Origin of the sequence: Haloarchaeobius litoreus (assembly GCF_024495425.1) — an archaeon.
Lineage (GTDB): Archaea > Halobacteriota > Halobacteria > Halobacteriales > Natrialbaceae > Haloarchaeobius > Haloarchaeobius litoreus.
Genome location: NZ_JANHJR010000004.1, coordinates 38725 through 58126, shown reverse-complemented (window position 1 = coordinate 58126; position 19402 = coordinate 38725). Strand labels below are relative to the sequence as shown.

General features: G+C 58.1%; 12 protein-coding genes and 2 pseudogenes. 2 read left to right on the top strand and 12 right to left on the bottom strand.

The window, feature by feature from the left end:
• Window positions 1-146 precede the first annotated feature (146 nt).
• The 6 genes and pseudogenes from NOW55_RS20835 to NOW55_RS17900 form a co-directional block, all read right to left on the bottom strand.
• A pseudogene (locus NOW55_RS20835) lies at window positions 147-524 on the bottom strand (DUF8030 family protein).
• Window positions 525-679: 155 nt separating this feature from the next.
• The gene (locus tag NOW55_RS17920) at window positions 680-2263 is read right to left on the bottom strand and encodes a pentapeptide repeat-containing protein (protein WP_256401496.1); all 1584 of its coding nucleotides are present in this window, start codon (window positions 2261-2263) and stop codon (window positions 680-682) included.
• A 59-nt stretch (window positions 2264-2322) separates the two neighbouring features.
• Window positions 2323-2907: an ATP-binding protein gene (locus NOW55_RS17915; RefSeq protein WP_256401495.1), complete on the bottom strand. Its 585-nt coding sequence runs from the start codon at window positions 2905-2907 to the stop codon at window positions 2323-2325.
• 90 nt (window positions 2908-2997) lie between these two features.
• On the bottom strand, window positions 2998-3405 hold the full coding sequence (locus NOW55_RS17910; RefSeq protein WP_256401494.1) for a hypothetical protein: 408 nt from the start codon (window positions 3403-3405) through the stop codon (window positions 2998-3000).
• 346 nt (window positions 3406-3751) lie between these two features.
• Complete coding sequence (locus NOW55_RS17905; protein WP_256401493.1) at window positions 3752-4678, bottom strand: AlbA family DNA-binding domain-containing protein; 927 nt, start codon at window positions 4676-4678, stop codon at window positions 3752-3754.
• A 260-nt stretch (window positions 4679-4938) separates the two neighbouring features.
• Window positions 4939-6606, bottom strand: coding sequence for a hypothetical protein (locus NOW55_RS17900; RefSeq protein ID WP_256401492.1), 1668 nt, complete (start codon window positions 6604-6606; stop codon window positions 4939-4941).
• Between the two features lie 138 nt (window positions 6607-6744).
• Here NOW55_RS17900 and NOW55_RS17895 point away from each other — a divergent pair, with 138 nt between their 5' ends.
• Entirely contained in the window at window positions 6745-7350 is a 606-nt protein-coding gene (locus NOW55_RS17895) for a transcriptional regulator (RefSeq protein ID WP_256401491.1), read from the top strand.
• Between the two features lie 224 nt (window positions 7351-7574).
• Window positions 7575-8228: a hypothetical protein gene (locus tag NOW55_RS17890; protein WP_256401490.1), complete on the top strand. Its 654-nt coding sequence runs from the start codon at window positions 7575-7577 to the stop codon at window positions 8226-8228.
• Between the two features lie 416 nt (window positions 8229-8644).
• On the opposite strand, the gene NOW55_RS17885 is transcribed toward NOW55_RS17890, so the two are convergent.
• The 6 genes and pseudogenes from NOW55_RS17885 to NOW55_RS17860 all read right to left on the bottom strand — a co-directional run bounded on the left by NOW55_RS17885 (window position 8645) and on the right by NOW55_RS17860 (window position 19402).
• Complete coding sequence (locus NOW55_RS17885; protein ID WP_256401489.1) at window positions 8645-8896, bottom strand: hypothetical protein; 252 nt, start codon at window positions 8894-8896, stop codon at window positions 8645-8647.
• 270 nt (window positions 8897-9166) lie between these two features.
• Window positions 9167-10309, bottom strand: a pseudogene (locus NOW55_RS17880) (phage NrS-1 polymerase family protein); the annotation flags it as partial.
• 341 nt (window positions 10310-10650) lie between these two features.
• Window positions 10651-13722 (bottom strand): type IV secretory system conjugative DNA transfer family protein, encoded by a 3072-nt coding sequence (locus NOW55_RS17875; RefSeq protein ID WP_256401487.1) that lies wholly within the window; start codon window positions 13720-13722, stop codon window positions 10651-10653.
• Window positions 13700-14860 (bottom strand): DUF8128 domain-containing protein, encoded by a 1161-nt coding sequence (locus NOW55_RS17870; RefSeq protein ID WP_256401485.1) that lies wholly within the window; start codon window positions 14858-14860, stop codon window positions 13700-13702. The genes NOW55_RS17875 and NOW55_RS17870 overlap by 23 nt, the downstream gene beginning before the upstream one ends.
• A complete protein-coding gene (locus NOW55_RS17865; protein WP_256401484.1) occupies window positions 14853-18176 on the bottom strand; it encodes a VirB4 family type IV secretion system protein in 3324 nt (1107 codons plus the stop codon). Before NOW55_RS17865 ends, NOW55_RS17870 begins: the two co-directional genes overlap by 8 nt.
• A 29-nt stretch (window positions 18177-18205) precedes the next feature.
• The gene (locus tag NOW55_RS17860; RefSeq protein WP_256401483.1) at window positions 18206-19402 is read right to left on the bottom strand and encodes a TrbL/VirB6 family protein; all 1197 of its coding nucleotides are present in this window, start codon (window positions 19400-19402) and stop codon (window positions 18206-18208) included.

Below are 19402 nucleotides of genomic sequence, written 5' to 3'. Positions count from 1 at the left end.
TCGCGACCGCCGTTCGAGCCGACTGATCGCTAGGATTCATTGACTCGAGGAATTGGGCGGTGGGTGGGGGCGAGGGAGTGGATCCAGCCCTAGCGTTAACCAACACTGTGTCGGTATCGGCACGGAATGTTGGTTAATCCCAGCCGCTACCGCGTTTGGAGCTCTCGAACTGGCTTCACGACGAACGTGTCTGGCCTGCTGGCTGCTCTTTCACCTGCCTGCTCCGTTTACGTCGAGGGCGACAGCGCGGGCCGGGTGATGAGCTCGTCGCGAACGGTTCGTCGAGGGATGGTAGTCTCGTGCCAGCCCAGCCGGTCGTCGAAGTGCCGCTTCTGGAACTGCTAACCGTCGTCGTCTCGGGCGACGTACTGCGTCTGCATCGGCCGCCCGACCTGTCGGGAGACGAAGACGGCACCCACGGCCTCATGCGTGAGCTCGATGCGGGCACACTCCACGAGTGCGTCGACGGACGCGTGATCCCGTTCATGATCTCTCCGGCCGTGGCCAACGTTATGAAATTTCAACCTCGACCGAGAACTCGGACTCGTCGCCGGCTGGGTACGATCGCCGGCGTGTTCGTCCGTTAATTGGCCGCTGGTTGGGGCCTCTCAGTGAGCCTTCCATTTTCGATCACGAACTGCATTGACTCCGGGCTGCTGTCGTCCATAGGCTTGATCTATCAGCTTGTGAGTCTGAAAACTAGATCCACAATGTCCTTCGCGGTGACCACCATCCCCGTCAGCACGAACAAATACAAGTAAAAAAGGCCGAAAAAGACTGCGATACCGACTGGCACCCCGGGCCCGCTGAGGATATTATCGAATGTAAGGAACACAATCCCGAATAAAGAGGCCGAGATGGCGAAATACGTGCTATCCCTGAACCCAACGAGAAGCGGTCTGTAGTCTGTCCCCTCGTCACCTTGATACGAAACTCGCTCAATGGCCGTCACGACGGCGAGACCAACGAGAACGAAGGCGGTGAGCGAGAAGGCTAGGGGGACTGACTGTTCGACGAATTCCCCTTTAAGCGAAGTCAGCAGTGGGACATAGTTTGAACCCGAATAGAGATTCGCAATGAGTGTGACTCCCTCTATTGTTGTATAGAGGAATGCGGTTATGAGGGCTACTTTGCGGACTTTCGGACTACGGAAAATCGATCTGAGCAATGCCCTGTACTGGGGAACAATATCCTTCACCGACACATCAATCATGTTGTATGAATCAATTAGCAGTTTCCGGGCCTTAGTCGTGGGCTTTCCAGCCCAGCTTTCGCTTAGGTGAGTTCCCACTAAGACGGCACCGCGCATGTCCGCTCCTTTGAGGTTGATCCCCTGAATGTCGGCCCGCCAGAGGTTTGCATCCACCAAGTCTGTATCCGGAAGTTCTGCATTTCGCAGGTTGGCCTCGCGGAGATCTGCTTCTGAAAGTGTCGCAGCACTCAGGTCAGCATTCGAGAGATTCGTTTGTCGAAAATTCGCGCTCGCCAAATTACAGTCACGAAGAGCTACCCCGGAAAGGTCAAACCCCGAAAAATCAACACCAGACAGATCGGCGCCCCTCAAGCTGAGGTCTCGAAGGTCGGTGTCGTCAAAAACCGCATGATCGAGAGCAGCCCCGTCGATCGTTGCACGTGAGAGATTGGCCCGGGTGAGGTTCGTGTTACAGAGATTCGCATCATCTAGCGTAGCCCGCTCAAAATTCGCACCCCGCAGTCTCGCATTGGAGAGGTCTGCCTCTTTGAAGGTTGCCTCACTACAATCGGCTTCGCGGAGGTCTGCCCCACTGAGATCAGAACCCGTCAAATCAGCATCGGATAGATCGGCACAACGGAAATCAGCGTTCGTGAGATCGGCATGTTGTAGTCGGGCTTTCGGAAGTTTGGCTCCAGTGAAGTCAGCGCCCACAAGATCCGCCTCATTTATATAACCCTCAGAAATATCTGCTCCACCGAAATCTGCCCCGACCAGGTTTGTATTGGAAAGCTCGACAGGATAGTGAAACCCGACTACGTCTTCAATATGCTCTTTTTTGAGTTTTTCATATGTCGGAGTAAGCCACTCACGGGAATGTTGATAAGACAAGTCAGCATTGCGAAAATTTGCGCCCTCTAGATTCGCTCCAAACAGTGTGCACATCCTAAAGGTTGCACCCTCGAAATCAGCATTCTTGAGGTCTGCATGTCGAAAGTCCTCCCCTTCGAATTTCTCCCCGGATAAATCACCACTCGCCAAATGTCCATCCTGCTCTCCTGTGTTCGTCATGCCTCGCTAAGTGAATACTATACTAAAATTAATGAAGCTATTCGTCCCGGTCTGGTTGCTCAGTTATCGTGCCGTGTGAGACAATAGGGGAGGCCGACCACCTCAACCGCCTCAACGTCTGGAGCTTTGACGATAGCCTGTCCCTTGGCGAACTTCGGGATGTCCCTGCGAAAGCCGCGCGGGACTGACGACACGTCTTCAACGACCTCACTGCGCAGTTGGAGGAAGACGTTGGTGTTGACTTGCTTGAGGATGTCACCGTCGATGTCTCCCGGGTTCTGCGTGATCATCAGCAGCCCGAGTTTGTCTTTCCGGCCCTGCTTGACGGCCTCGCGGGCCTTCCCAACTATGTAGGCCTCGCGGATGTTCGACGGGCTGGAGAAGTAGTTGTGGGCCTCGTCAACGGCCACGAGCATCGGCGTGCGCTTGACTGCGGGGTCAACGCCGAAGTCATCGATTTTGTTCTCGATGATGTACGAGCGGATCGAGAGCACGACGAGATACTCCTTATCTCCCCGGAGGTGGCTCGTGGGAATTACCGAGACCTGCCCCTCCCGGAAGAGCTGGTCGGAGATGTCGGGGAACGGGTTCGTCCCAGTGTCGAAGACATCAGAGTAGTCCCGCTGTTTAGTATGGCGGCACATCGCGTCCCACGTTCCGTCGCCGATGCTGTTCCACTGGCGGAGTTGGCTGTCCTCGTGTTCGTGCTAGTCGAGGACCTGTACGAAGTCATCCTACGTCGGGTCAGCGACCGGACGCATCGGCCAGTCATCGTTGTCCCCGTCGAAGCAGCTGAAGTACGCGTCGAGACAGCTGGTGATGGCCCCGCGGGTTACGTCCGACATCTGATCGAACGGCATCAGAAGTTCCGGCTCGTGCTTTGCCACAGAGAACGGGATGGTGAGCTGCTGGCTCTCTTCTGTCGAGGGGCTCCGAGTATGATCAACGTCGGGGACGAATACCTCCTCGTCGAGACCCTGCAGTTGACCGGCGAGGATGCGGAGGTCGCGGGCATTGTTTCGGATGGTTGCCTTCGACCACCCCGGCTTCGTCCACTGGTTGGTTTCGGCGACGGTATGTTCCCTCTGCGGCCCAGTCGAATCGTCTTCAGAATGTCCGACCGGTTTGGTTCGCGAACACACCGGCGGACGCGTTCGACCTGCCGGTCGGTGTACTTTTCGACGCGACCGGGACCGCTGCCGTCGGGCATGGTTCACCCATCTCGTTCGAGCGGATTAAATGCCGGCATAGCACTGATAGGGGCCGCTAATTTAGTATTAGCGTTTACCCCGGTGATGAATCATAATCTCTTCGGGAGCCTTGATCAGCGCCGGTACTGGCACTTGGACGAGAGCTGGGCGGAGTCCTTTACGTGGTTCTGGACGGCCCAATGTACCTATAGTATGGCTGTCAAAATGTGGGTGCCAACTTCGGTTGATACTCACATCATAGAGGTTGTATGCCAGATCGGTATTGTCTCGATCATAGTCAAGGTCTGCCCCTGATCTCTACATCAAGATCGCAGGCCTCCACCAATTGCTGACACAGCTCCCACAACCTGCTGACATCTTCTTCCAGAATCTCTGTGTATTCCTCGGTTTGTGTTTTGCGATCATCCTTCGAACTGAACGGGCCAATATTGCCCGTTGGGAGAGAGTCGGAGTTCGATAACCGCTTCCAGTCATCCGCAGACATCTCGATACTGGTCAGCACAGGATTGATCCCTCTCAGCTTCTTCCTCGCCGTCTCATCCTGCCACAGTCCGTGCCGCCCCCTGATTGCCTTCTTGAGTCCCGAGACATTTACCGCTTCAAAGTACGGGCCTCTGCTCTCGTGGGGAGTGAAGTCGTAGTGTTCGCATGCATCGAAGAAGAACTGCAACTCCTTCTCTAGCTGTCTGATCGCTGCCTCCCTTTCACTGAACTCAGCGAGCATTCCTCGCATCTGGTCAGGGGTCATGGGAAGGGAGTTCTCGGTATGGCGGTAGTAGGTTCCCTCTCCGGGCGTTGTGACTGGAGGTCGGAGTGCCTCTTCAACGTACACGACCACCATCCCCTTACCACCCACGTTGAACGAATTCACTACGTAGTCAACTTGTGGCTCAATTTTCTGGAGGATGTCTGAGACCTCTCGGCGTGGGTTTTCCTCGGCGGCGAACGCTTGGACGTTTCCGATGCCGTCGGCAGCATCATCATCGTCGTCGTAGACACCGAATACGATGTGTCCACCGTCGTGATTCGCGAAGGCCATCGCCTCTTTACGAATCTCTTTTCCTCGATCGCCCTCCCATCTCGCACCGCGAAACCTGCTCTTGAATTCGAGATGAGAGTCCTCCCGCCGACCCTCATTTATCAACGTTCTTATTGTATCCTCTGACCACTCATTGGGGTCGCACGGATAGTCGGTGACACTCATGTGCCCACGTAGGAAGGTGACCATTATAACTCCCGTTTTAGAACTGCCTCCGACGAATAGGGGTCATGTCGAGCGGATGTGAAAGGCGCGGACATCCAACGTCTCACGACACCCGTAGATGATGACCCCCTTGTCCACCGCGCCGTCGTACCGTTCAGAGAGAATACGCATGTGGGTATTTTTCTGCGCCCGGTGACGGTTCGATCCATCAAGGTGACCGACCTACTATTTTCACTCAAGTCGCGGAAACCTGTATCGAGTCAGGACACGGCGACCTGCTGTGGTGGTCGGCATCGGCGCACAGTGTCGATGAGCGACGACATCAACTCTGTCCACCGCTCTCGGTCGCCCATATCCACGAGCGCGTTAATCTCCTTGCCGGCCCGTTCGGGGCTGACATTGCCCCACTCAAAGACGGAGTCGATTCCGAGTCTATCCTCAATATTACTGCGATGTTCCGAGAAGACCCGACTCTCCTCCGCGGTCGCACCCGTGATAGAGTCGAGCTGGATGGCAGCCAGCAAGTCCTCCGCGCTCACGTCCCTGTCAACCATGTTTTCGATCGCACGGAGGGTGATCCCCTCCTCCTGCTGACCGGTGAACAGGATGTCCGCCTGCGCGACAATCTCATCGACCAGCTCACGGTTCTGGGCTTCCTTGTACAGTTCATCCCTGTCGTAGTCCGGGCCGAGCGGCGTGTCTATCCTCGTCGCATACCCGACGATCTCGTCGGGCAGTACGGGCTCAACTTCGGAGCGGTAGAAGGCGTCTCCGGAGGGGTAGCGTGACTCGACGGAGACCAGCCACATGTTCACCCGGACATCTTCGTCTCGCTCGGCCTCGTCGTCGACCGTGTACGTCCGACCGATCTTGATATGGTCGTCGAACTTCCTAGCGAGAGGTCGGTCAATGTCGTCGTAGCCGTCTACGGAGCCGTCCCAGTTGATGACCCGTAGTGCGAGCAGGAACGTGTCTCTGCTCCCCAGCTCCTGCTTTAGCCGCTCGCGCTCCTCCCTGATGGCCTCCAGAACCCTCGACTGCGCCCCGCCCACGCTCAGCTCCGCCTGCACGAGTTCCGCGATGTTCTTCTTGTACTCTCGGAGTGTTGTCTTGTCGTACTCGGGGTAGGACTTCCCGAATGGGTAGTGGGCGTCCATCAGCTCCTCGTACGCCTGTTCCGGGTCGTCCACGCCCGTTTCCAGAGCGACCCTGCGGCCCGTGTCGTCCTCCGAGTTGAGAATCTCGCGGAGATCGTCGAACCCGTGCAGGAGCTTCAGCTCGGCCTCGCTCGGGTGGGTGAAGTCGAAGTTCTCCAAACATTGCGAGATCGCGTCCTTGTGTTCATAGATGTCCCCATCGGTCGCCCTCTGGCGGCGGACGATGATCAGCACGGTCACGATGAGTCGGTCGTCGGTGGGGAGGGAGAGTATCTCGGGGGCGACCACGTCCTTCACTGCGAATGGCCCGTTGTGTTCCGCCCTCGAGACGATCTTCTCGGCGGTCGATTCGGCATCGTATGCATCGGACAGCCAGTCATCCCGGCCGAAGTCGTTGGCAACGGTCTCGTCAATCTCGGCGAGGAACTGCTCGGCCTCCACCACCGTCCGCTGATGCCTGATGTTCTCGTTTCGTTTCTCAGCTATCTTGACTATCGCCTTCACCGGCCACGCGACGGGGTTCTGGGCAATCCCGATCAAGAGCTCATTCACCCTGCGCTCATATTTATCGGGAAAGATTGACCGACGGGACAGACTGAGATAGGCCTCTGCGAGCAGAAGTATCAAGAGAACGATGGTCGCTACGTGGGCGAACCCGAGACTGACAGGGAATGATACTGCCTCGCGTACCGTGAGAAGAAACAAGATGAGGGCTCCCTGCCCTGCCCGAATTCGTAGGGAGCTGACGTTCTCCAGCGGTTCCTCTGTCATCGGTCAGCAGTTGGCAAGCAGGCAACATAAATCGCCATGTTGGGGCGCTTCGACAGCAGGCTACAAGGAGTGGGTGTAGACACGGTTGAATCTCGAAAGACTCGTAGGTTCTATGACTTGCAGACATGTTGTGGTCATATGGCCGAACTCCCGTCTCTCGAAGAGCTAACTGAGGATATGGCGGCTGTGGTTCCGACTGTCGATGCCAAAACGAACGGACAGTACGGTGATGGACTCGGATCGGAGGATGAGGAACGTCAAATCAAATTGATCCTCAACCATCTCCGTAGCACGAATGAACGGTATGAATCGGTTGAGCGCGAGGTGGCGTATCCCGAGCTCGATAGGAGGTGTGACCTCGTGTTACCGACAGGAATCCCGGTGGAAGCGAAGTTGATCCGCTACTGGCGGGCAAACGGCGACCCAGAACCCGCCATGTACGGCCACGTGTTTAGCCCGTTTCACCGGAACACACTCCTGACGGATGCTCGCCGACTTCACGCGTCGGAGTTCGGCGAGGAGAGTGGGCTGCTCGGACTGTTCTACACGCGTGCCGACAGCGACCCGAAGGCGGTGGAGGCGCTACCAGACCGGTACACGGCGGCGAACATCGCCGAGAAAGTTGTCCGCGAGGTCGACTACTGGTACGAAGCCGAAGCTAGCGTGTGCCGGATCGCCAAATTCGACGGCCTCCAGCATACTGTCCACGGGACGGGCGCGGCCATCTCATGGATAGTTGAATAGGCTTGTGGGACTATATGGAGTGGTTGGAAAAGATAATTCGGCGTTCGGATCGTCATCTGTTTTGCTCGCTCTAGATGCTACACTCCTCAATACGGTCTCTGGGACAATTTCCTGACCGTATTCGTCAGCGATATTGATTAGTTCTGGACTCTCCCCCCATCCTAAGTGTGGGCAGAACAGACCCCATTAGATTTAACAACGTGGGCAAATAATGGGTGATTGGAATGAACGGGGCTGTCAACCCGCTCTACGAACGTATTGAGCCGAAGGTCATGTCGACAGACGACCGTGGACGTGCGTATTTTGGCTCACAGTACGCGAATAGAGACATTCAGGTGTTAATGTCCGAGGAGCTAACCGATTTAGATGAGATACCGGTCTATCACGGTGTCCACGATACGGGGGTAATAACCGATGAGATGCGGGCGAAGTTGTGGGCAAAATACTTCGGGATGCACTGGTTCGATGAGCCGTACACGGGCAGGTGGAAATTTGAAGAGCTGCAGAAAGAATACGATGAGGATCCTGATAAGAAGAATCGGCGGCCTCTGACTGACTGGAAGAACTGCAACGCGTTGGCCACCCGTGGTGGCATTCTGACCCTCCGCGACACCCGATTCGAACCAGACGGCACGAAGCTCATGCGGATTTCGCTAGTCCTTCCGCAAACGATGACGCCGATTCCGTTCGGGGACGATGATGAAGCAAAATACCTGAAAACCCTCGAGGTTCACCCACCTGCGACGTTTGTCGTGACGGACGACGAGTACCCCAAACTGTTCGACAACATCGCGCCTCGACTGGGGACAATCAAGCAGTGGGACAAACACGAGGATGTCCCGCGGAGGGTCTTCAGAGAACTACTTAGGGCTCGATAAGTGGAAAAGAGGGCATTACTCCGAGTACAGGTACCGACGCTATCCGATGTACCTTTCCGGGTCGACGGCGTCTCTTCTCGTATGAACCCGAATTCATCGGCAGTTCCCGCGCGGAACATGTCAAGGAATTTGGTGAGGTACGCATGACAGGCCGGGATGAATACTACCTTCGGGCCAAGTACCATTCGTATCCGTATCCTACAATAGCCCCTATCGTAGCGATAACGGGGAGAGTAATGATACCCCCGAATACAGCGATTAGGGCAGTGAGGAACACGAACTCGGAGAGCGCACCAGCGAGTCCGCCAGCGGAAACCTGACTCAGAGAGAACATGAATCCTATCAAAACTGCGAACATGAAGAGCGACCCGATTGCTGTAACGACGCCTGCTACAGCGCCGTAGCGGGGATCCGGCTCATCCGACATCACCACACGCCAGACAACGGTCGGCTACGATGAGATCGACGACCGGTGTGACAATCATCCCGAGGAAGATGATCTCACTTCCTCGCCGATACTCAGCTATGCTAGCGGAGTCGAATCCTCGGCCCCTGAACGTCTGAGCGAAGTTCCAGAGGTTAACCAGAACGGCAGCAAGGAGCGCCGACCCGCCGGCGGCGATGCCCGCCCCAACGTCTCGTCGGGACAGACCGAGATAATCATTCATTTTCCAATCGACGAACGTTTGCGGTCACTCGATTATAAACGTTCGACGACGGACCGTCTCGACCGTCTCCACCGACACCGCTCACTCGTGACCGACTCGCGCGGGGTATCATTGCACGACTATTAGAATGCGTATACGAAATAGTGGATAATTGACACTCAATACGCTCAGCTACTTATCGGCTGATTCAGCTCGATGACAATCGAACGATGAGGGATTACCCGGCATCGTGGGGGAAACTCGGTCGCTAGCCAGATTGTATCATGATTGGAGTCGCGAGAGCTTCGCCTCTAGCTCCTGAATCCGTTCGAGTTTCCGTTCAAGTGACGTCTCAAGTTCTTCCACACGCTCTCGGAGGAGACGATTTTTCTCCGCAAGGTGGCTCTCGGTCCGAGAGGCAGCGCCCCGTCGTTCAGGCGATCCAGCAGAGTCGGGTGTCACGTCGTCCCGTTCGGAGTCGGCAGCATCGGGGTCGTAGAACTCGGAGGTGCGCGCAATCGCTCGCTCGATAGTCTTCTCGCCGTACGTCGACCCATCCGCATAGTGGACTTCGTCCCATTTCTCACGGAGGAGCCCAGACTGACGGAACAACTCATCCATCCGGTACCGATCGCCGCCTGTCCAGAACGCCAGCATGCAACACAGCGCCATGTCCGCCTCGGACTGGCTTTCATACCCTGTGGTTGACCCACGCCAGAGGCGCTCGAATTTCTCGCCGTTGCTTGCGCTCTGTGCCCGCTCAAGCAATTCTTCATCGGAGAGGTCCACACCCTCTACTCTCACCGTTCCGCCAGTCGTGGAGCCACCTGTGCCGCCTCGTGTGGTTGCGTAGGAGGGCTCCGGGGACTGAGTGGTGTCCGGTTCCGGAGTAAGGTACTCCTCGTATACCTCTGCGAGTGCGGACAACCGCTCCTGAACTGTCGCCGGCGTCGCTTCGACCTGGTCCCCAGTCATCGTGAAGAACCGCGCCGTCTCGTACATTTCCACCGACCCCTTCCGGCTTCTTTCACCCGGGATCTCACCCTTGATGATTACGTGAAAGCCCGTCCCCGAGGGCGACACCTCGGTGAACGACTCTAGCGACACTACGATGTCTTGGGCATCTTCTGACGGAACCCCTGTCTCCGGGTCGCGACAGTCGTCCAGGTCCACGCCGACGAATGGGTCATCTTCAGTGAACACGAAGCCGATACCGTCGGCCTCTCCGGTGGAAGCATACTCGACAGCTGTCTGGAACGACCGCCAGGTCTCCTCGTCGGTTGCCGAGGCGAATCCCCCGTCATCCGGGATGACTGGTACCTTCGTGTCCTTCCCGTCCCGTTTCTTCACCCGCCAGCACACCCACTGCTCTCGCGACCGCAATGCCTCCGGAATCGCTTCCGCATCGACCAGTGTTTCACAGCCCTCACTCATGCTCGACCACCCTGTTCGCGAGCCGCCCGAAACGGAGCCTGAATACTACTCATATTTCGAATATTTTGGCCAGTCGCCTGATTTCTCGATTTTTCTCGGGAAAACGAGTTCTCCCCCCTCTATACTAGTCGTTAATTGAGACCGTTTTACCCTGGACAGTCCCGCAGTCTTGCGGTTATTACCCTGGACGCCAGTTCCAGAGAAATCCCACTGCTGAAGTTTACCCTGGACAGCAATCTTCGCCTGTCGAAAACCGCACTTTGAGTGAGTCAAGACTGCACTTTTCTCTGTCCAGGGTAACGCGATCAGTCGAGTTCTCATTCTGGCAGTGTCCATAGTATTCATTCTGATACGTTATCGGAAGAACTGGCCGATTTCATCTCCTCGGAGAGGTCGATTCCCTCGTACACGGTGACCCGTTCGCCGTCGACGCGCTGGCGTCCAGGCTCGACCGGGACGTGGTCAGATAACTTCCGGGCGAACCAGACCTTGTTCGTCCCGCTAATCTCGTACTCGTCGATCCACGAAGAGTACGCCTCGAAGAGGTCACTCTTTGGAACGCTGGCGTCAGGATCAACAGTGATGTGGCGATCGACGAACACCGCGACACCGTCATCGTCCGGGTCCAGTTCGAGACTCGTCTCCGATGCCTCCGTTTCATCCGGACCCTCGGCAGGGGTGGTGGTAGTCATGTCTTCATCTGGTTCTGCGTGGGAGTCCTGACCCTGCCCACCTGTGCTCCTCTCGTCTAATGCTGAGAGGTCGGCAGCGACCGGGATTGTGTCCCCGTCCTCGTACCACAGTGGCGGTTCATCGCTGGGGAGGACGAGGATGTGATAGTCGTCAGGTTCGAACGCTGGATTCGGAAGCTCACGGGAGGGGATGAACGGCCGTTTCACGACCACCCAGTCTTCCTCGAATGCTGTTTTCGTCTCGTAGGTGTGATTCTGCCCCTGAGAGTATACTGTGTACTGGGCCGTCTCTGGGTCGTAGCTGAAGTGCGCTGGCAGGTCATCTTTCGAAATCGGACCCTCGGCGTCAAAACGAGCGAAGACGCGGTTTCCGTTCGTGAGCTCATACTTCGAGCCCGTCCGATTCCAGAAGGTCCGGTCTGAACCGTCGGTTCTGGGCCGAACAGTCGTAACACCTCCTCTGGTATTCGCGCCGCCGCCGAAGGTGAGTCGTTCATCCATCGTGTAGAACCGCTCGGTCCCGTCGGCTAATTCGCGCACCGGCGTTTCGAGAATGTCCCCGATTCTAGCAGCCTCTGCCGTCCGCTTCTCCTCATCAGGTCGCACCACGAACAGCGGTACCTGGTCCCTCGACTGCGCACGCTTGAGGTTTTGTAGGACTTTCGCGGGCTTGGTGGGCGTCGTCGTCTCTGCCTCAATGGCAAACTCGCTGTCCAGGTCGGGATGTGTTGCGATTCCGTCCGGGCGCTCACTCCCGTCCTGTTCGACTAGCTCGACGGCGAACCCGAGACCCGTCAATGACTCCTCGATGTCGAACAGCAGCTCGTCGTGCTCGCTCCCGCCAGCGGCAGACACGTTGCCCGTTTCTGGCGCGGAGATATCCTGCCCGTCTTCACTCAATCGGACGACTACTGCATCGTTCTCGACGGAGAGGTCAACCTCGACGAGGGGTGACTCCCGTCGGACCTCGGTGAGTTCGTCGATACTCGTCTCCAGTTCGGAGTCGGACGCATTCTCCAGTCGAGAGAGGACTTCGTCGTCGACGACCTCAACGGGCACCCAGCCGTTTTGCTCGTGTTCGCCACGCCGGAGCTGGACCGCGCGAATCGACTCGGCCATCACCCGGTCGAGCGCCAGCGATTCCGGGGCGGTATCGCCATCGTAGTCACGATAAATGAGGTTCCGAAGAATCTCCGTATCCGTCGGCGGATCAGTCCCGTATCGCTGCAGACTCGCCTCGATAATATCGTCGATCTCGTCACTCGACCGGAGCGGCGGATACGCCGGGAACGTCCTCAGCAGTACGGGCTCGGAGTAGCGCCCGCCGGCGAGCGGGATCTTCGTCCAGATCTTGAACTGGTCGGTCGTGATGAGGTCCTCGGCGGTGTAGTCACGGAACCGCTTCATCAACAGGTCGGCGTCGTCGCTGTCGTTCACCGAGAACGTGAGGAGGTTGTCGCAGTTGTTCTGCATCGCTTTCAGCGTGTCCTCGTCGAGCTGCGAGGGATACTGCGACGCCAGGGTCACCGAAAGCCGCATCGAGCGAGCACGGGCGAGCATCGACTCGATATCCAGATTCTCGCTGGCGATCTCGTCGAACTCGTCACAGACCACGAAGTACGGGTCCGGCGTAGTATCCTGCTGGTAGGAGCGACGCTGCACCGCAGACCAGAGGTTTCGCATCACGCCCAGCGTGACCATCTTCTTGATGTCCGTGTTCTCGACGGGCGTCCGGACGATGACGATCCGGTCGTTCTCGATGATGTCGTCGAAGTCGATCGTGCTGGTTCGGTGGGCGATGATCCGCCGAATCACGCCGTTCTCGACCCAGGATTTGATTCGCTTGAGCAGCGGGCGCACGTCTTCGTCCTCCATCTTCGCGATCTCTTTGCAGAACTCGCTGATGTATGGGTCCTCGACGTCTTCTGCGAAGTCCTTGCGGCGTTCGGCATTCAGGAGGATGAAGTACATATCGATGATCGAGAACTGCTTTTCGGACTTCATCATCGCGCGAGCCATGGACTCGGTGATGGCCTCCATGTTGATGCCCCAGTAGTCGCTAGTGTCGAAGACCGCTTTCAGGTTCTCGACCCGGCTCTCGATCTCGTTCTCGCGTTCCTCGAGTGTCTCGCACTCCGGCAGTTCGAGGAAGTTCATCCCGACCGTCTTCTCGTGGGATGTCGACCCGGGTTCGATCCAGACGACGTCCTTGAGCCGATGCTCCGGAAGCATCCGAAGCAGCTCCCGCGAGTCAACACCCTTCGGTTCGCAGAACATGAAGCCGTAGCCGGCGTACGCCCACTGCACCATCTGGTTGCGCTCTAATGTCGACTTCCCGTAGCCAGTCGTCCCTGCGATCCAGATGTGCCGGAACAGCGAGCTGAACTTGAGTGGGGCTTCACGGAACCCCGTCTGCGGGTCTTCAGTGTACCCAATCCAGAGCGGGGGTTGGTCGTCGTGAACGGCTGACTCGAACATTTCTCGGACGAACGGGCCCGCAACTACCTCTCCATCCACCGTCTCCGTCAGGACTTCCTTGCCGCCGACGCGGATGGACTGCTGTTCGACAATGTCGTACAACGGACGAGTCGTGGACTCCTCGACGTACTCGGTCTGTTCGCTGTCACGGTCCGCACCGTCGTGCGGCACGGGCAGTGACGAATCCTCTTCGTCGTCATCGTCCCCACCGAAGAAACGGTTAAACACGGTCTTCACCCCCATCTACCCAGCTCCCGGCATCTGGACCGGTAGCCTGGTCATCTCTCGTCGGTGAGTGGACCGGGTTGCCTCTCTCGTCGTACTTGACACTGTCAGCGGGAATGCGGTCACCGCGCTGAGTGTAGCGCCAGTCGATCTTCGGGGTCGTGATCTCGTCGTTCGGGATGTGTGCGACGCCGGCGAGCTCGTCGACGGTCATGATCATCTCGCGGTCGACCCACTCACGGGCGGCCATTCGCTCGACGAACTCGGAGAGCTTGCGCTGGCGCTTTGATTTGCGACGATGCGAGACGGGCGTATCGTCGAGTCCTTGCTCGGTGATGGCGTTGTAGTACTTCCTGAACATCCCCGCGACGCCTCGAGCGCGGGCTCCGGCCTCATCTTGGTCACGGGAGACAGCGAGGACGCGGATGTTGACGTGGAACGCCTGCTGGCCGCGTTGTCGTTCGATGGTATCAGCGGCCTGTTTGTCCTTCGCGCTCGCCGGGCGAACCCGCGGGTTCAGCCAACCGACCGAGGTTCCCTGTCGAAGCCCGTGGGCGATTTCATCGACACTGTTGTGTTTGAACCGGTCGCCGTCGGTCCAGGACTGCTTCGCGGGCCTGAAGACGACCTGTGTGACGACTTTGCTGTCGTCGAGAGACAGCATCTCGCTCGTGATTTCGCCATACGGGTCGACCTCGAACCCCTCGGCGTTGTGGTGTCGGATCGGATAGTATGGCATCTTCTCCATCGACAGCCACGCGCCAGCGACATACTCGGCGGGCTCGATCTGGGGGAACGCATGGCCGCTGTCGACTGGGAATACCTCTGAGTTGGCGTAGTTGTTCCCCACACGCCGCCGGAACTTGTCCGCGGCCGCGTCCGTCGCGGCGTGCATGTAGAACGTGATCACTCCCTGGTCGAACCACACCTCGAAGGAGTGGTGGTCGCTGGTGTTCTTCCCCCGCCAGTTCATCGTCACGTCGTGGACCGACTGGAGGACGCCAGCACCGTCGACGATGCCATCGTTCTCCTTGTACGGGCGGATTCGGAGTAGTGTGCCGCCGGTGTCCTGCCGTGTCCACGTCAGTGGCTCGTCGATATCGAGCTGGGTCGCCTCGTACTGCGGGTCGCCACCGAAGAGTCCGAGCTTACCCATCGGACTCACCTCCAGCACTCCCGCCGTCGGTTCTCGGGGCGACCTCGCGCGCCTGCTTCTCTTGGGCGGTTGCAGCGACAGCGTGCAGCAAGTCGTCGGCGGAGAGTCCTTCCTCGAGGAGCTGGTCAGCAGTTTCCGGTGACAGTCCGTAGCGGTTCGTCAACGCGTTCTGCTTTGCTTGCTCCTCGACGAACGACTCGAAGTCAGCGTACTCGTCGGGAACCTCCGTGATCGCGTCCTCGATGAACGCTTGGTCTTCGGGTTCGTAGTCGATGACGCGCTGTTCGAACGCATCAGCCACCACGTGAACCGGGTAGGTGCCGTGTTCCTCGATCCGGACCAACGATTCGGAGTAACCGAGTTCGTCTTTTCCGGCGTCGGCACTTCGAATGTACTGGCGTTGTTCGCGGGTTAGGCCGATCTTGTCGGCGGTCTCGTCGTCGAGGTCGGGGAGCTTGTGGAAGACCTTGATTGGGCACATCCCGAGAATCTTCTCGGCCTGCTCGCTCTCGTAGAACTCCTGAGCAGTCTGCGAGAGCAAGACCATCCGGAGGCCGGCATGGCGCTGGTGTCGGAACGCGGTTTCGAGGAAGTCCAGGTTGGCTCGGTCCTCGAAGAGGTAGTGCGCTTCGTCAATCGCGAGTTCGACGTTCCGATCAGTGCGCTTGGCCTGCTGATACACCGTCGTCAGCAACAGCTGCATCAGGAACGTCTGGCGGTCGATTCCCGATGCACTGCCCTCGATTTGTCCGAGGTCGATGTAGACGACCTTGTTGTCGCCCTCAAGGATGTCGACCTCTGATTTCTTCGCGAGATTCTCGTATGACCCGCCCTCGCTGAACGGCTGGAGCGCAATCGCCAGATCGTCAGCGTACTGGGTGGCACGCTCGCGAGCGGAGTCCGACGCAGCGATGTTGTGTTCATCGGGATGGTCGGAGATATCGGCGAGAACATCGAGGACGTCCCGCATCGTCGGCGAGTTCGCTGGCGTGTGCGTACTCACGTCGCCGGCAACGACTCCCGCCTGTCGGTACGCCTCGTCGATCGCGTACGAGAGCACGCCCGTCTGGGCACCGAGCGTGATGTCCCTACCTTCGAGGAAGTTCTCCAGCACGGCGAACACCTCGTCTTTCTTCGCCGAGAGCGGTGAGATTCCATCGTCGGCGTCGACTACGTGCTGGGGCGTCTGGCGAATCTCCAGCGGGTTCAACTTCGTATCCCCACCCACAGCGATGGTCTTGGCGTCGAGCGCGTCTGCGATGCCTTGGAAGCCACCGACGGGGTCGATAACCACGAGCATCGTGTCGTTGCGACGCTTCATCATCCGCAGGTGCCGCATAGTCCCGCCGAACGTCTTCCCGGCCCCCGGCATTCCGACGACGAGTTCGCTGTGGCCAGTCTCGAGGGACCACGGGTTGATGCGGACCGGGGAACCGTTGTGGCCGTGGAAGCCGTACTCGATGCCGTCGTCCATCATCAGGTAGTCCGAACTGAACGGGAACATCGCGCCGACGGCCTGGTTTGTCATAGTCGACATCCGGTCGCGACCGAGCTCGTTCCGGCCCAAGGGTGATACCGTCGCGAGACCTTTCTCCTGCCAGCGGCTCGCGACCTTGAGTGTGCAGTTTGAGGGAGCGTCTTTCACCAGCGAGCGCAGACGGTTGGTCTGAGAGTCGAGATCGTCCTTGCTCTCTGCGGTGAGGCGGATGAAGACCCCGCCACGGTAGAACGACGCCTCGTTCGCCCGTACCAGCGCTCGCATGTATTTCGCTCGCTGGATGTCGTCCTCAAGGTCCTCTGCGTGGAGGCCACCAGCGTCGTGCTGGTTGACCTTGAGGTCCGAGATCCAGTCGGCCATCATGTCCTGGGCGGACTGGTTGTCAAATGGGTCGAGGTGGATACTGATGTCCGTGTTCAGGTCTGTCTCGAGCAACACCCGTTCGAACATCCCCTCGACTGGCTCCTCGGGGAACTGGTCTATCCAGAACGTCCGGACAAACGTCTCGTCGTCGATGACGGCGTAGGTCGGATTCCAGTCGACCGTCGACGGCGCCACGATGGACTGGTGGCGATGCGAGACACTATCGTACAGTTTCGTCGTCGACAGCCCCTTGGACTCACTGTCGTCCTTGGCATCGTCTTCAGCCGTCTCTTCGTCGTCGAGTGGGAACTCCCACTCAGCCTCATCATCGACAGCTGTTGTCTCGACGGGTGACGGAGAGTCTTCACTGTCTGTACTCACGACGTCTTCCGGACTGGGCGTCGACGGAACGCCGTCGCTGATGCCGTGAGAGACGATTGGGAACGTACCAATCGCGTTCGAGAGGTCTCCATACGTCTCACGCTGGCAGCTCCAGTACTCCTTGGTCACGCGGGCCAGCTCGTACGAGTCGACCGGCGACACCGAACACCGGTACAGCGACGTCCCGCCTCGTCGGATCTGTGCGAGTCTGGATTCCAGCTTCGACTGTTTCAGCTGGTCACGGTCTTCAGCCGAGAGGTCGGTCGTCTGGAACCGACCGAACGCAGACCCGACGACTGGGAGCGAGGAGAGGTACGTGACGACGCTGTCGTCGGCCTGGCTGTCTGCCTCGATATCGGCGTCGGTGACTGCGGTGATGATGTAGAACTCACGAACCGTCGTGGATTCTGAGTCGGGTTCGCCGTTGTCATCCGTGTTCTCCTCGATTCGCGTCTGGAGCAGTCGCTTCAGGACTGGGCGGGACTGGACGTCTCCGTCGCGGAGCCGTTCGCGATACGTGTGGACGAGGTCGTCACGGTCGACGGTCCGGCTCGTTGTGTAGATATTCACCGGGAAGTCGATGTTCGCGTTGACAAATTCGGAGAACGACTGGACGGCTTTCGACCACGCATCGTCGTCCTCAAGGGAGAGGTTCGCCGGCGTGACCCGCATGGCACCGACGAGCGCGCCATCCGTCCGCTCGATGCCGAAGGGGTACACGCGCTCCAGTCGGGTCATGTACCGGACCTCGCTGGTGTCCTCGCCGCCGTGGGTGTAGGACTTGTTCTTGACCGCCCACGAAAGGCGTGCACCAAGCCACTCAGTGAGCCAGAGGTGTCTCGGCTTTACCTTGTGCAGGAGAAGCAACAGCAGCGTCAGCATCAGTCCGAACCCGAACGTAGGGATTGTAAGCGTCGCTGGAACGAGCGCAGCGGCGACGAAGGTGGTGAACCCTACCCCGAGGAACAACAGGAGTTCGGCGATGCTGTACCCTCTGAGGAAGGCTGTGGTCCCGCCGAGGGATTTGTGGATTCGTCGGGCGCTGTACTGACCTGAATCTGATTTCGTACTCATGGGTTATCTTGAGAGAGGGGCTCGGCTCACTAGTCCATCCACCGCGAGACCTTCCGCTGTGTACGTTTGAACGCCTCTTTGTCGAATTTCGAGGAGCCGTCTGTCTCCGTGACCGTAGAAACACGACCGGGGAGGGCTGGTGTCTCTGTTTGCTGTTGCATCGTCCGCCCCGAGCGTGGCGTCGCGTTCGAATTTCCTGACGTGCTGCCAGACTGTCGGCCAGAGTCATTGGACCCGGAGTTCGAACGAGAGAACGAAAGCGGGGGATTCTGTGCGAGGTCGCGGTGTACCTGTATCGCGCCCTGTGCGCCCTGCTTTGCTGACCGTCGGGTCGTCGACGCCGCTGATGACGCTGCCTGCGTTGTGGGACGTGCGCCCTTTCGAGCAACCCGTTGGATCATCGGGCTACTCCAGTAGACCGTGAGAATACTCGCGATGCAAGCTCCTGGGATCAACATCAGTGCCATGAGGGCGTTGAAAGCGATCGTTGAGGCGTCGAGACTGAACAAGTTCATTTCCCACCCCATTCGGAACAGGACTGCTGCGGGCAGTCCTGCAAGGATGAGCCCGGGATAGACCGCTGCTGCTCGTTTTGCGATACGTGAAACTGGACTGAGCGGCCAGACGTCGAATGCCCAGAACGCTCCGAGCAACGGCATCGTCAACGTCAATACGATGATTCCGAGCCACCTGAGAGCGTAGACGAGTGCTGCGATGACGACGATTGAGTTCTCCACGAAGTAGATGATCAGCGTGATGAAAACGCCACCAGTGATTGCCTTTGCCCCACCCTCGAACGAGCTAGTCATCTCATCAACCGGAGCAATCACCATTCCGATATCGTTGATGAAGTGAAGTGGCAGCGAGACGGCCGGAAACCAGACGAATGCACCCATGAAGACTAAGGCGGCACGTCGAAGCAGTTTCTTTCGCCGGTATGGGCTAATTGAGCCACTTCGTACGCCAATGTAGGCAAATCCGATGAACAGAAATGCGAACGTGAGTGGGAGGATGTACGTCAGATATACATCCGAGTAGAGTTCTGACCATGGGCTATTACTTGGCTGTCCTATGACGATGTATTGGTCGCCCAGGGGGTGTGGAACACCAACAATCCTCTGAATGAGGGCTTGAATCAGGTTCGTCAAAAAGGTCCCAATCTGTTCAGTTACTGTTCCGACGATAGACTCTATGGCTTGCTTGATCTGTTCTGCGAACCAGCCCAT